Source organism: Streptomyces sp. NPDC030143 (assembly GCF_055573695.1).
Genome location: NZ_JBVIAY010000029.1, coordinates 43,240 through 56,323, shown reverse-complemented (window position 1 = coordinate 56,323; position 13,084 = coordinate 43,240). Strand labels below are relative to the sequence as shown.

The following is a 13,084-nucleotide window of genomic DNA, read 5'->3' as shown; positions in this document are numbered from 1 at the left end:
GGAGCGCGGGGGGCGCACGTGTGCACGGTGACCCTGGGTGAGGAGGAAGCATCACATCGCGTCCAGATTCGACGCGGAACGCGGGGTGCGGACAGAACGAAGCCCCCGGTCACGGGGGAACAACCGGGGGCTTCGCGTCCTGAGGGCGGCTTCGATTGCCGCACATTGAGAACGTAAGTCCTGTCCGGGCCGCCGGTCAAGCCGAGTTGAAGCACTTGGCCAAGTTCGAACGCAAGACCCTTCACAAGTTCACCACACCATGAGGGGTTCCTCACTCTGGGTGATGATGCGGACCGCGGGGCGCGTTCACACCGGCCCCGGTGACACCTCGTACCCCTCGGTCAACTGCCGTACCAGCAGGTCCGCATGGGGCCTCGACGGGTCGTCGGCGAAATGCCGCAGCTCGGCGCGGACCCACCCGTCCCAGAAGTCCCGTTGCTCCGCTCCGTCACGCCGTCGCCCTCGCGCCCACGCCTCCTCGGCGGGCACCTCCATCCACAGCAGGCAGGCGAGGTGCGGGCGCAGGGCGCGGCGGCCCGCCCCGACGCCCTCGATCAGCACCGCCGGAGCCGGCGGCAGAGGCCGGGGCGGCCCGAACCGGCGGGTGCGCCAGTCGTAGGGGGTGTAGTGCGCCGTCTCCCCGCGACCGAGGGGCTCGATCACCTGGGTCAGCAGCCGTCCGGTCCAGGCGAACAGCTCGCCGTGGCTCGCGATGTCGTCCAGGTGCAACACCGGGGCCTCGCCCTCCAGGGCTTCGGCGAGCCGTGCGGCGAACGTCGACTTCCCCGAGCCGGCGTGCCCGTCGACACCGATGAGGCGGACCGGCCCGCAGGACGGCGGGAGGCGGCGGAGCCGGGCGGCGAGCTGGTGGATGGCGGGTCCTGGGTGGGTGTTCGGGGGTGCGACGCGTCAGTGTAGTGCGGTGAGCGGTGCGGGTCCTCGCGGGCGTGCGGTGCGGGCGGCCCGGTGCGGCCGCCGTCGGACGTCACGCCGGTGGCGGACACGTCCGGGCGCGGCGCGGGCCGAAGTGCTGGAAGGCGGGGACGCGTGCGTCCATAGTGGGTCACCACCGTGCACCGGACCGTCCCGACTCGGACCCTGGGGGTCTTCCGCCCATGAGCAGAGCCGAACAGCCGTCCCGCGGAGCCGAATGCGCGTCGCCCACGACCGGCCGGCCCTCCCGCACGACCGACCGGCCCTCCCGCAGGAGCCTCCTCGCCGCCGCGGTCACGGCCGCCATGGCGGGCGGCGCGGGACCGGCGACGGCCGCCCCGGCCGACACCACGGGCACCGCGGGCGCCGAGGCGGCCCCCGCCGGGACCGTCGAACACCGTTCCTGGACGACCTACGCCGACTGGCGGGCCGGCACCGCCCGCGGTACCCGGGCCGTCGCCGGACCGCGGCCGGGCCTCGTCGTCGGCACCCCGCTCGGCACGGTCGACCACACCGACCCCCACACCGGCACCACCGCGGCCTGGGAGTACGCGACCTGGACCTCACCGGTCCACCGCCTCGCCGTGCCCGCGACCGAGGTGATCCCCTCGTGGAACGCGAGCACCCCCGCCGGCACCTGGCTCCAGGTCGAGCTGAGGGCCACCTACTCCGACGGAACGGAGACGCCCTGGTACGTGCTGGGACACTGGGCGTCCGGTGACCAGGACATCCGGCGGACCTCCGTCGACGGCCAGACCGACGGCCGCAGCACCGTCTGGACCGACACCCTCGCCGTCGACGACGCCGCGACGGGCCTGCGTCTTGCTTCCCACCGGGTCCGGCTGACCCTGTACCGCAGGCCCGGCACGAAGGCCACGCCCACCGTGTGGCGGCTGGGGGCCATGGGCTCCGCCGTCCCGGACCGGTTCACCGTCCCGGCCTCGGCGCCGGGGCTCGCACAGGAGCTGGCCGTCCCGCGCTACTCGCAGGAGGTCCACGCGGGCCGGTACCCCGAGTACGACAACGGCGGCGAGGCCTGGTGCAGTCCGACCTCCTCGCAGATGGTCATCGAGTACTGGGGCGGCCGTCTCACCCCCGACCAGCTCGCCTGGGTCGACCCCTCCTACACCGATCCGCAGGTGTGCCACGCGGCCCGCTTCACCTACGACCACCAGTACGGCGGCTGCGGCAACTGGCCGTTCAACGCCGCCTACGCGGCCACCTTCCCCGGCCTCGAGGGCGTGGTCACCCGGCTCGGCTCGCTCACCGACCTCGAGACGCTGGTCGCGGCCGGCATCCCGGTCGTGACGTCCCAGTCGTTCCTGAAGGGGGAGTTGACCGGGGCGGGGTACGGGACCTCTGGTCATCTGATGACGGTGATCGGCTTCACCGCGGACGGCGACGTGATCGCCAACGACCCCTCCGCGGCGACCAACGAGGCCGTGCGGCGCGTCTACCCGCGGCGCGAGTTCGAGAACGTCTGGTTGCGGACCAGGCGGTACAACGCGAGCGGCAAGGTGGTCTCAGGTACCGGCGGCGTCTGCTACCTCTACTTCCCGACACGGCCCTCAGCGCGCCGGCGCGCGGCGCTCGCGGCGGTGGGGGTGCGCTGAACGGACGAGCGGGAGGCCCCTCGCGCCGGGCGACCGGCCTCCCGCTCGTGTGAGCAAGGTCTCGGCCGCAAAGGCCCTGACGGGTGGCAAGGTGGACAGACCGGAACCTGTACCTCCGACTTCAGCGAGACGCCATGACCGCACACGCAGCCACCCTTGCCCGCGCCCGCACCGGCGGCCCCCAGGACGACGGTCCGAAGGTCCTCGAGCACGTGATGGGCTGGGTCCTCGTCGCCGTCGTCGCCATGCTCGTGACGCAGCTGGGACTGCTGTGACCCAGGAGCCGGGAGTTGCCCCTGCGCTGTGACGTGACCCACTGTTCGACCTGACATACTGACGTCGTCCCGCCGACCGTTGGAGACCAGGGTCGAAATTGAATATCAGTCAACAGCGCGACGCCGCCCGCCCGAGAGCCCGCGGCACCGAGCGCTCCGTGGCGCGTCGTGCCGAACTCATCGCCATCGGGCGTAAGTTGTTCGCCGACACGTCCTACGACGCTCTTTCGATGGACGACATCGCCCGGCAGGCGCACGTCGCCAAGGGGCTGATCTACTACTACTTCCAGTCCAAGCGCGGCTACTACCTGGCGATCATCCAGGACTCCGTCGCCGACCTGGTCACCTTCGCCGCGAGCGGAATCGAACTGCCGCAGGTGGACCGGGTCCACCGCACGATCGACAGCTATCTGCGCTTCGCCGAGCACCACCAGGCCGCCTACCGCACGATCGTCAGCGGCGGCGTCGGCTTCGACGCCGAGGTGCACGCCATCCGCGACGAGGTGCGCGAGGCGATCGTCGCGACCATCGCCGAGGGCGCGTACGGACGCAGCGACATCGCGGCGCTGCCCCGCATGGCCCTGGTCTCCTGGGTGTGCAGCGTCGAGGGCGCCACCCTCGAGTGGATCGACCGCCCCGAGCTCTCGCGTGACACCATGCGCGATCTCCTGGTGAGGACCCTGGGCGGCGCCCTGCGTGCCATCGAGGAGCTCGACCCCGCCTTCCCGGCCCCCCGATCGGCCCGCCGGGACGCCTGACGCCGTCGACACCCGCACGAGGGGCGGAGGAGGCTCATGGTCCCCCGCCCCAGTGCCCTCGCGGACGGCTGGTCGATGGCCTCGACCAGCTCACCGCCGGCCTGTCCCGGCTCGGCTTCCGGGGAAAGGTCCCGCCCAGTCCCTGCCGGTTCTCGACGTCATCCTGGTCGCGACGGTCGCGCGGGGTGCCGTGGCTTCACCCGTCGCTGCCGCACCGGCGTGGACCGGACCGGCGTGGACCGCACCGGCGTGGACCGCACCGGCGTGGACCGGACCGGCCACCTTCCCTTCGCCGGGCGCTTCGTCCTCGGCGACGCGCGCCGATGGACAGGGACGCGGAAACGCGAAGCCGGGAGGTAGGGGGACCGGACCGGTGCGGTCCGTGGTGCGGACCGATCCGGATCGTCCCCTCCCGTGCGGGCCCGTCCGCGCGCGGGCATACTCACAGCGCGCAGCGCGCTGCTGCGGTCCGGCCCCGTTCCGGGAGGGAGAACGTCGTCATGCCCGACCGACCCCTGTCACACGTGGACCGCCTCCTGCCCACGCCCGAGGCCCGGGACCTGCTGACGCTCGTCGAGGACCTCGCCCGCCGCGAGATCGTTCCGAGGGCCGCCGAGGAGGAGGACGCCGGCCGCTTCCCGCGCGAGCTGTTCACCCTCCTGTCGGCATCAGGACTGCTCGGCCTGCCGTACGACACGGCGTACGGCGGCGGCGACCAGCCCTACGAGGTCTACCTCCAGGTCATCGAGGAGCTCGCCGCCGCCCGGCTCACCGTAGGGCTGGGGGCCGGCGTGCACACGCTGGCCTGCTACCCGCTCGCCGCCCACGGCACCGAGGCGCAGCGCGCCGCGCACCTGCCCGCCCTGCTCGGCGGCGGGCTGCTCGGTGCGTACTGCCTGTCCGAACCTGCCTCCGGATCGGACGCCGCCTCCCTGCGCACCCGGGCGGTGCGGGACGGTGACACCTGGGTGATCACCGGCACCAAGGCCTGGGTCACGCACGGCGGGATCGCCGACTTCTACACGGTCATGGCCCGCACCGGCGGCGAGGGGCCGCGCGGGATCACCGCGTTCCTGGTCCCCGGCGACGCCGAGGGGCTCGACGTCGCTCCGCCGGAGCGGAAGATGGGGCTGAAGGGCTCGCCCACCGCCCAGGTCCACTTCGACGGGGTGCGGATCGCCGACACGCGGCGCCTCGGCGACGAGGGCCAGGGCTTCGCCATCGCCCTGGCCGCGCTGGACTCCGGACGGCTCGGCATCGCGGCCTGCGCGGTCGGGCTCGCCCGGGCGGCCCTCGAGGAGGCGGTCGCCTACGCGCGCGAGCGGCGGCAGTTCGGACGGCCCATCGCCGACTTCCAGGGACTGCGCTTCCTGCTCGCCGACATGGCCACCCGGATCGAGGCGGGCCGGGCCCTGTACCTGGCGGCGGCCCGGCTGCGGGACGCCGGGCGGCCGTTCGTGACCCAGGCGGCCATGGCCAAGCTGTACTGCACCGACGCCGCGATGCAGGTCACCACCGACGCCGTCCAGGTCCTCGGCGGCTACGGCTACACCGCCGACTTCCCCGTCGAGCGCTATCTGCGCGAGGCCAAGGTGCTGCAGATCGTCGAGGGCACCAACCAGATCCAGCGGATGGTCATCGCCCGTCGGACCTTGGGTCCGGAGACCCGCTGAACTGCCCCGGCCGCACCGGAGGCGCCACCAGCCGCACCCATTCCGGGTCGTGCCGGCCCGGCAGGGCACGGCCCCGCTCGGCCCAGACGCGGAGCAGATCGCGATAGATCGGCGGGTCCGGCACGGGCGGCGGAGCGATTCCCCCCGAGCGCGGAACCGATACTGCGGGCATGGGGAGGGGGACGAAGAGCTGACGGTGACGCCCCGGCGCCGAAGAGGTGAGGGTCATGCCCGGGCAACGCGGGCGCGTGACGCGGGGTCACCGGATCGCGCGGTCGGGTTTCCGTTCGGGGGGTGGAACGCGTTGGATCCACAGACGCCGATCCGGTCGCACCGGCCGGCGGACGCCCGCCCGGGCACACCGGTCCCGCACCACGGCACGGCCAGCGGCCGCGGTGCAGGCGGGGCTACGGGGGTGCTGGGCGCTGACGCTCAGGCCGCTTGGCGGCGCATCGTCGGCATGCGCATCGGGCGCGAACCCGGGCCGCCGACGTGCGAGAAGGGCTGGGTGCGCCAGTCCAGTCCCTGAGGGAGCGTCAACAGCAGCGCGGTGTCCTGCTCCTGCGGCTCGATGGACTCGTCCGCGGGACGGGACCCGGCCGCCGCGCGTCCCGTGCCGGCACACACCGTGAGCCCGAACGGGTTCCACGGCGAGGCGCACAGCGCGTGCTCCGGCAGGACCTCCTCGTCCGCCAGCAGGGCGATGGGCTGCGCGCAGTCCGGGCAGATCACCCGGTACATCTCGAAGGTGTCGTACGCGTCGAACTCCGCGGTGTCGTCGGTGTCGAAGTCGGGTTCGACGCCCTCCGGCTCGGGTTCGACGACGACCGGCTGGAACCGCTTGGGCGCGGTGCGACCAGGGCGCTTAAGACTCTGCATGGGATTCTCCCCCTCGGGCTGGGCCGTGAAGGCACTGCGGCCTCGACCACAGCAAGCACTTCCCAGCCCGTCTCGGGGGTAATCACGAGACCATCACGGAGACTTGACAGATCCTGTGGCGTTCGTCACATGCCATCCGCAGGTGCCCCGGTCGCACGCCCGCGCACGCGGACGGCGCACAGGCCGCTTCCCCGTCACATCACGAACCGGGTATGACCTGGGCTGCATAGGTATACGAACAGATCGGGCGCACGGTAAGTTCTTGCGTCATGGAGGAGCTGGACCGACAAATCGTGCAGCTGCTCGTCAAGGACGGGCGGATGAGCTACACCGACCTGGGCAAGGCCACGGGCCTGTCCACGTCTGCCGTGCACCAACGGGTGCGCCGGCTGGAACAGCGTGGCGTCATCCGCGGCTACGCGGCCGTCGTCGACCCCGAGGCCGTCGGGCTGCCCATGACCGCCTTCATCTCGGTGAAGCCGTTCGACCCCAGCGCCCCCGACGACATCGCCGACCGCCTGGCGGGCGTGCCCGAGATCGAGGCCTGCCACAGCGTCGCCGGCGACGAGAACTACATCCTCAAGGTGCGCGTGGCCACCCCGCACGAACTGGAGGAGCTGCTGGGCCGGCTGCGGGCACTCGCCGGCGTCTCGACCCGGACCACGGTCGTGCTGTCCACGCCGTACGAGGCCAGGCCGCCGCGGATCTGAGGGGACCGCGTGCCCGACGGGCCCGGTGAGACGCGACACTGTTCCCCATGAGTGAGCGCACGCCCGAGCCGAAGACCGTCCTGCTCCGCCGCGGAGAGGTCCACAGCCCCGCCGACCCCTTCGCGACCGCGATGGTCGTCGAACGCGGCCAGGTCGCCTGGGTCGGCTCCGAGGGTGCCGCGGACGCCTTCGCGGACGGCGTCGACGAGGTGGTCGACCTCGACGGCGCCCTTGTCGCCCCCGCCTTCACCGACGCGCACGTCCACACCACCTCCACGGGCCTCGCCCTGACCGGACTCGACCTGTCGACCGCGCCCTCCCTGGAGGCCGCCCTCGCCCGGGTGCGGGACTTCGCCGCAGCCCGTCCGCACGACAAGGTCCTTCTCGGCCACGGCTGGGACGCCTCCCGCTGGCCGGGCGGCCGCCCCCCGACGCGCGCCGAGCTGGACGAGGCCACCGGTGGCCGTCCCCTCTATCTCTCCCGCATCGACGTCCACTCGGCGGTCGCCACCACCGCCCTGCTGGACCTGACGTCGGTGGGTCCGGTGGACGGCCCGCTCACCGCCGACGCCCACCACACCGTGCGCGCCGCCGCGTTCGCGGCCGTGACGCCCGCCCAGCGCACCGAGGCCCAGCGCGCCGCCCTCGCCCACGCCGCCTCCCTCGGCATCGGCTCGGTGCACGAGTGCGGCGGCCCCGAGATCTCCTCCGAGGACGACTTCACGAGCCTGCTGCGGCTCGCCGCCGAGGAGACGGGCCCGCGGGTGGTCGGTTACTGGGCCGAACGCGATGTCGACAAGGCGCGCGAGCTGGGCGCGGCCGGCGCGGCAGGCGATCTCTTCGTCGACGGCGCCCTCGGCTCCCACACCGCCTGTCTGCACACCCCCTACAGCGACGCCGACCACACCGGCACCGCCTACCTGAGCGCGGCCGACGTCGCCGCGCACGTCACGGCCTGCACCGAGGCGGGACTCCAGGCGGGCTTCCACGCCATCGGCGACGCCGCCGTCACCGCCGTCGTCGAGGGCGTGCGCGCCGCCGCCGAGAAGGTCGGCCCGGCCCGAGTCCGCGCCGCCCGTCACCGCGTCGAGCACGCCGAGATGCTGACGCCCGAGACCATCGCCGCCTTCGCCGAGCTGGGCCTGACCGCCTCCGTCCAGCCGGCCTTCGACGCCCTGTGGGGCGGCGCGGACGGCATGTACGCCCAGCGCCTCGGCGCCGAGCGTGCCCGCGCCCTCAACCCGTTCGCCGCGCTGCTGCGGGCCGGTGTCCCGCTCGCCTTCGGCTCCGACAGCCCGGTCACGCCCCTCGACCCCTGGGGCACGGTCCGGGCCGCCGCCTTCCACCACACCCCCGAGCACCGCGTCTCCGTGCGCGCCGCCTTCGCGGCCCACACGCGCGGCGGCTGGCGGGCCGTCGGACGCGACGACGCCGGTGTCCTGGTGCCCGGCGCGCCCGCCGACTACGCGGTGTGGCGCACCGACGCCCTCGTGGTCCAGGCCCCCGACGACCGGGTCGCCCGCTGGTCCACCGACCCCCGATCCGGCACCCCCGGTCTGCCCGACCTCACTCCGGGCGCCGACCTGCCCGTTTGCCTGCGCACAGTGGTCGGCGGGCGGACGGTGTTCGTACGGCCGGGCGAGTGATCTGCCGGTCCCGCCCGACGAAGATCACCCGTCCGCGCGCCGCCGAACCACCATCCTCTCTTCCCCGCTGACCAGCGCGTTGTCAGAAGAGCCGCAGGTGGAACGGCTATTGACAGCCGACGGCGGGGGGCCGGTAGGTTCGGCCGGGTCCACCACCGGACGCCCCGCCGGGGAACGGTCGCGACTCGCCGCGGCGCCGCTGGGTCAGGACGGTCGCCGCACGGCGCCGCCACTGGGAGCCAGGCTCAGCGCCCGCGCCGCAGCGGGGGAACGTTCCGGCCGGTCGGGGAGGTGTGACCCGGGTGGGGCCCGGGCGCTCAGTAGACAACGGCTTTCGGTCGACCCGCAGCCAGCGGGCCCCAGGTCGGCCCGAAGAGCGCCGGGCCCCCATCCGCAGGATCGCGGCATGCCGTCCGCAGTAGCCTCGTCCGTACGAGCCGAAAAGCGCATCCATACCCCGCTTTTCTGAAAACGACACCACCATACGAACGTCCCGTCACGTCAGCGCAGGCGGCGGCCACTATGGTGGTCCCCTGCGTACGGACATGAAGGGGCAGCAGTGAACGACGGCGGGACTCCCGGGGCACAGGCCCGGGACAGGCAGTTCGGTCCGCTCGGCACGGCCTTGGTGATCATTCCGACCTACAACGAGGCGGAGAACATCAAGGCCATCGTCGGCCGGGTGCGCAAGGCCGTCCCCGAGGCCCACGTGCTCGTGGCCGACGACAACAGCCCCGACGGCACCGGCAAGCTCGCAGACGAGCTGGCCGTCGAGGACGACCACGTCCAGGTGCTGCACCGCAAGGGCAAGGAGGGGCTGGGCGCCGCCTATCTCGCCGGTTTCCGCTGGGGCCTCGAGCACGGCTACGGCGTGCTCATCGAGATGGACGCCGACGGCTCCCACCAGCCCGAGGAACTGCCCCGGCTGCTGACCGCCCTCAAAGGCGCCGACCTCGTCCTGGGCTCCCGCTGGGTGCCCGGCGGCCGGGTCGTGAACTGGCCGAGGTCCCGCGAGATCATCTCCCGTGGCGGCAGCCTGTACTCGCGCCTGGCCCTGGACCTCCCGCTGCGCGACATCACCGGCGGCTACCGGGCCTTCCGCCGGGAGACCCTGGAGGGCCTCGGCCTCGACGAGGTCGCCTCCCAGGGCTACTGCTTCCAGGTCGACCTCGCCCGCCGTGCCGTCAAGGCCGGGTTCCACGTCGTCGAGGTGCCCATCACCTTCGTCGAGCGCGAACACGGCGACTCCAAGATGAGCCGCGACATCCTCGTCGAGGCGCTGTGGCGGGTCACCGCCTGGGGCGTGGGGGAGCGGGTCGGCAAGATCGCCGGCCGGACGGGTCAGCACGGTGAGGTGCCCGCCGCTTCGGACACCGGGGCGCCTGCCGCGCCGGGTGGTGAGGCGGTCAAGAGCGTCAGGGCAGCCGCCACCGCCGTCGAGGACGTCGAGGACGTCGAGGCGTCCGCCGGGCCGGACGGTACGACGTCCGTTGCCCCCGACCCCCGGGGCAACGCCCAGGCGGTCGACGCGTCCGACACGGTGGAGGCGGCGGAAGCGCCCGAGGTCCCTGAGGTGTCCGAGGCCTCCGCCCCCGAGGGCCCTGACGTGGCCGATGCCTCCGAAGCGGCCGGCCTTGAGGTGTCCGGTGCCGTTCGCGACGCCGCTGGTGCCCCTGGGGCCCCTGCCGTTCGCGACGCGGCCGAAGCTCCTGGGTCCTCCGTCGTTCGTGACACGACTGAAGGCCTCGAGTCCTCTGACGTTCGCGACGCGGCCGAAGCCCCTGCGACGTCCACCGGTACCGGTGCGGAGAAGGCCCCCGAGGGTCCCGGCGGGCCCGACGCGCCCTCCACGTCCCGCAGGGACGGCTGATCGCCCCCTTACGTGGCTCTGAGCCGGGTGCGGGCACACTGGGGGGCATGACGACTGGCGCTTCTCCTCCCGCGTACTCCGCCCCGCCCCGGCGCTCCCGCCGGTGGCGGCTGCTGCCGCTGGGCTTCGCCGCGTGGCTGGTGCTGGAGATCTGGCTGCTCACCCTGGTCGCGGGCGCGGCCGGCGGGCTCACGGTCTTCCTGCTGCTGGTCGCCGGGCTCGTGCTCGGCTCGGTCGTGGTCAAGCGGGCGGGCCGACGCGCCTTCCAGAACCTCAACGAGGCCGTCCAGCGTGGCACACCCCCGTCCCGGGGCGGCGGCAACGGCTTCGTGATGCTCGGCGGCCTGCTGCTGATGACCCCCGGTCTGGTCTCCGACGCGCTCGGTCTGCTCCTGCTGCTGCCGCCGGTCCAGCAGGCCGTCGGCCGGTACGCGGAACGCACGGTCGACCGGAAGCTGCGCGAGGCCGTCCCCGGTTCCCTGGGCGACGCCTTCCAGCAGGCCCGGATGCAGCGGCCGGACGGCAAGGTGGTGCAGGGCGAGGTGATCAGGGACGACGAGACGGAGCGGGCGCCCGGGGAGCAGCGCCCGCCGCTGACCCCCTGACAATCGTCCCGCCCGAAGACGCGGACGACCGCGGGCGCCGTACGTGGATCACGTACGGCGCCCGCGGTCGTAATGTGTGCGCTGATGCGCCGGCATCCGGCTATGCGGACTTGCGGCTGTCCCGGGGATGCACCGCCAGGTTCATCGCCCCGGACCGCAGTACCGCCAGCCGCTCCTCGAGGACCTCTTCGAGTTCCTCACGGGTCCGCCGCTCCATCAGCATGTCCCAGTGCGTACGCGCGGGCTTGGCCTTCTTCTCCTCAGGGCCGTCGCCGTCCACGAGGAGTGCCTGGGCTCCGCAGACCTTGCACTCCCACTCCGGCGGGATCTCCGCCTCGACCGAGAAGGGCATCTCGAAGCGGTGCCCCTTCTCGCATGCGTACTCCACGGCCTGGCGCGGGGCCAGGTCGATGCCGCGGTCCGTCTCGTAGCTGGTCACCACGAGGCGCGTGCCGCGAAGAGCTCGCTCACTCATGAATCGTGCCTCCCGGGCTTGTCGCCCACAGGACAGGTGTCGCTGTCGTCGTCATCCGGTCAACGTCCGGTCGGCGGTAAAGATTCCCGTTCCGTGTCCCGTTCCGGGTCATGCGTCGCCGTCGTAGCCGCAGCCTTGTCAACCAGTGCAGTACCCACCGGCGCCCGGTTTGTCACATCTGAAAGGAGATGTCACCCAGCGTTTCGGCATCTTTGACGCGCAGTAACGGTACGCCTGGCAGGCCAAACGCGTACACTACCGCCCTTTCGTCCTGAGTGCTAAATCCTTTCGGGTACCGGATTGCCCGCGGCCTCGATCGCCCGCCGCACCGGGACCCGGGCGAGCAGCACGAACCCGAGCACGAAGAAGGCCACCAGCGAGATGATCGCGTCCCGGTAGCTCCCGGTCAGCTGGTAGGTGATCCCGAACAGCAGCGGGCCGAGCCAGCTCATCCCCCGGTCGCTCACCTCGTACGCGGCGAAGTACTCGGCCTCCTTGCCGGGCGGGACCAGGTGGGAGAAGAGGGAACGGGAGAGGGCCTGGCTGCCGCCGAGGACCAGCCCGATCGCGGCCGCCAGCAGGAAGAAGCCCACCGGCGCCCCGGCCGGCAGGAAGTACCCCACGCCGAGCGTGAGCGTCCACGCCACGAGCGAGCCGAGGACGGTGCGCTTGGCCCCGTAGACGCGCGCCAGGCGTCCCATCGTCAGGGCGCCCGCCACGGCCAGGACCTGCACCAGCAGTACGGCGCCGATCAGGGTGGACTGGCCGAGGCCGAGTTCCTCGGAGCCGTAGATCGAGGCCTGGGAGATCACCGTCTGGATGCCGTCGTTGTAGACGAGATACGCGAGCAGGAAGGCGAGGGTCAGCGGGTGGCGGCGCATGTCGCGCAGGGTCGCGGCGAGCTGGCGCAGGCCCGGGGCCGTCGTCTCCCGCGGTGCGGAGGGCCGGTCGCGCAGCCGCAGCAGCGGGATCAGCGTGAAGCCGCCCCACCACAGGCCCGCCGACGCCAGGCAGATCCGCACGGCCGTCGACTCGGAGACGCCGAAGGAGTCGTGGGCGAGATAGAGGACGAGGTTCACGACCAGGACCAGGGAGCCCGCCGCGTACCCGAAGGCCCAGCCGCGTGAGGAGACCGCGTCACGCTCCTCGGGCGGGGCGATCTGCGGCAGGTAGGAGTTGTAGAGCATCATCGCCACGGACTGCGCCGCGTTGGCCACGATCAGCAGCCCGCCGCCGAGCAGGTAGCGGTCGCCGGAGAGGAAGAACATGCCGGTCGTGGCCGCGGCGCCCACGTAGGCGGCCGCCCCGAGGAGCGGCTTCTTGCGGCCGCTGCGGTCGGCGGCCGCGCCCACCAGGGGCATCAGCAGGACGGCCGCGATCACCGACAGCGACACCGAGTACGCGAAGAAGGAGCCCGCGCGGACCGGGATGCCCAGCGGGTGCACATAGCCGTCGGCGTCCGCGGCCTCCTTGGCGACCGACGTGAGGTACGGCCCCAGGAACACGGTGAGCACGCTCGTCGAGTAGACGGAGCACGCCCAGTCGTAGAAGTACCAGCCGCGCTGCTCGCGCCGCCGCCCGGCCGCGTCGTCGGACGCCGCCGTCCGCACGGTGTCGGTGCCCACCCGTGCCCTCGCTTCCCCGCCG

General features: G+C 72.9%; 11 protein-coding genes and 1 pseudogene. 8 read left to right on the top strand and 4 right to left on the bottom strand.

Annotation, left to right across the window (positions count from 1 at the left end):
* Nucleotides 1-306: 306 nt before the first annotated feature.
* On the bottom strand, nt 307-873 hold the full coding sequence (locus ACZ4YY_RS33045; RefSeq protein WP_468298665.1) for a uridine kinase family protein: 567 nt from the start codon (nt 871-873) through the stop codon (nt 307-309).
* A gap of 365 nt (nt 874-1,238) precedes the next feature.
* Between ACZ4YY_RS33045 and ACZ4YY_RS33040 the strand changes: the two genes are divergently transcribed.
* The 4 genes from ACZ4YY_RS33040 (at nt 1,239) to ACZ4YY_RS33025 (ending at nt 5,252) form a co-directional block, all read left to right on the top strand.
* The gene (locus ACZ4YY_RS33040; protein WP_468298663.1) at nt 1,239-2,546 is read left to right on the top strand and encodes a peptidase C39 family protein; all 1,308 of its coding nucleotides are present in this window, start codon (nt 1,239-1,241) and stop codon (nt 2,544-2,546) included.
* Between the two features lie 134 nt (nt 2,547-2,680).
* The gene (locus ACZ4YY_RS33035; RefSeq protein WP_468298634.1) at nt 2,681-2,821 is read left to right on the top strand and encodes an SCO1431 family membrane protein; all 141 of its coding nucleotides are present in this window, start codon (nt 2,681-2,683) and stop codon (nt 2,819-2,821) included.
* Between the two features lie 98 nt (nt 2,822-2,919).
* Nucleotides 2,920-3,579 carry a TetR/AcrR family transcriptional regulator gene (locus tag ACZ4YY_RS33030; RefSeq protein ID WP_468298632.1) on the top strand — a complete coding sequence of 220 codons (660 nt, stop codon included), beginning with the start codon at nt 2,920-2,922 and terminating at the stop codon, nt 3,577-3,579.
* A gap of 500 nt (nt 3,580-4,079) precedes the next feature.
* Entirely contained in the window at nt 4,080-5,252 is a 1,173-nt protein-coding gene (locus tag ACZ4YY_RS33025; protein WP_468298630.1) for an acyl-CoA dehydrogenase family protein, read from the top strand.
* Between the two features lie 432 nt (nt 5,253-5,684).
* Here ACZ4YY_RS33025 and ACZ4YY_RS33020 read toward each other — a convergent pair whose 3' ends face one another.
* On the bottom strand, nt 5,685-6,131 hold the full coding sequence (locus tag ACZ4YY_RS33020) for a hypothetical protein (protein ID WP_468298628.1): 447 nt from the start codon (nt 6,129-6,131) through the stop codon (nt 5,685-5,687).
* Between the two features lie 269 nt (nt 6,132-6,400).
* On the opposite strand from ACZ4YY_RS33020, the gene ACZ4YY_RS33015 reads away from it, so the two are divergent.
* The 4 genes and pseudogenes from ACZ4YY_RS33015 to fxsA all read left to right on the top strand — a co-directional run bounded on the left by ACZ4YY_RS33015 (nt 6,401) and on the right by fxsA (nt 10,962).
* Nucleotides 6,401-6,841 (top strand): Lrp/AsnC family transcriptional regulator, encoded by a 441-nt coding sequence (locus ACZ4YY_RS33015; protein ID WP_468298627.1) that lies wholly within the window; start codon nt 6,401-6,403, stop codon nt 6,839-6,841.
* Between the two features lie 47 nt (nt 6,842-6,888).
* On the top strand, nt 6,889-8,487 hold the full coding sequence (locus tag ACZ4YY_RS33010) for an amidohydrolase (RefSeq protein WP_468298625.1): 1,599 nt from the start codon (nt 6,889-6,891) through the stop codon (nt 8,485-8,487).
* A 559-nt stretch (nt 8,488-9,046) separates the two neighbouring features.
* Nucleotides 9,047-9,824 (top strand): annotated as a pseudogene (locus tag ACZ4YY_RS33005) (polyprenol monophosphomannose synthase); the annotation flags it as partial.
* Nucleotides 9,825-10,404: 580 nt separating this feature from the next.
* Complete coding sequence (gene fxsA, locus ACZ4YY_RS33000) at nt 10,405-10,962, top strand: FxsA family membrane protein (RefSeq protein ID WP_468298624.1); 558 nt, start codon at nt 10,405-10,407, stop codon at nt 10,960-10,962.
* Nucleotides 10,963-11,062: 100 nt separating this feature from the next.
* Here fxsA and ACZ4YY_RS32995 read toward each other — a convergent pair whose 3' ends face one another.
* Together ACZ4YY_RS32995 and ACZ4YY_RS32990 are read right to left on the bottom strand one after the other, a co-directional pair.
* Complete coding sequence (locus ACZ4YY_RS32995; protein ID WP_010357981.1) at nt 11,063-11,437, bottom strand: RNA polymerase-binding protein RbpA; 375 nt, start codon at nt 11,435-11,437, stop codon at nt 11,063-11,065.
* 278 nt (nt 11,438-11,715) lie between these two features.
* Nucleotides 11,716-13,062, bottom strand: a complete 1,347-nt coding sequence (locus tag ACZ4YY_RS32990) for an MFS transporter (RefSeq protein WP_468298622.1) — start codon at nt 13,060-13,062, stop codon at nt 11,716-11,718.
* Between the last annotated feature and the right edge of the window lie 22 nt (nt 13,063-13,084).

Coding starts and splice junctions, on each gene's coding strand:
- ACZ4YY_RS32995 (WP_010357981.1), bottom strand. CDS start 11,437: ATGAGTGAGCGAGCTCTTCGCGGCACGCGCCTCGTGGTGACCAGCTAC.
- ACZ4YY_RS33020 (WP_468298628.1), bottom strand. CDS start 6,131: ATGCAGAGTCTTAAGCGCCCTGGTCGCACCGCGCCCAAGCGGTTCCAG.
- ACZ4YY_RS33015 (WP_468298627.1), top strand. CDS start 6,401: ATGGAGGAGCTGGACCGACAAATCGTGCAGCTGCTCGTCAAGGACGGG.
- ACZ4YY_RS33040 (WP_468298663.1), top strand. CDS start 1,239: ATGGCGGGCGGCGCGGGACCGGCGACGGCCGCCCCGGCCGACACCACG.
- ACZ4YY_RS33010 (WP_468298625.1), top strand. CDS start 6,889: ATGAGTGAGCGCACGCCCGAGCCGAAGACCGTCCTGCTCCGCCGCGGA.
- ACZ4YY_RS33035 (WP_468298634.1), top strand. CDS start 2,681: ATGACCGCACACGCAGCCACCCTTGCCCGCGCCCGCACCGGCGGCCCC.
- fxsA (WP_468298624.1), top strand. CDS start 10,405: ATGACGACTGGCGCTTCTCCTCCCGCGTACTCCGCCCCGCCCCGGCGC.
- ACZ4YY_RS33025 (WP_468298630.1), top strand. CDS start 4,080: ATGCCCGACCGACCCCTGTCACACGTGGACCGCCTCCTGCCCACGCCC.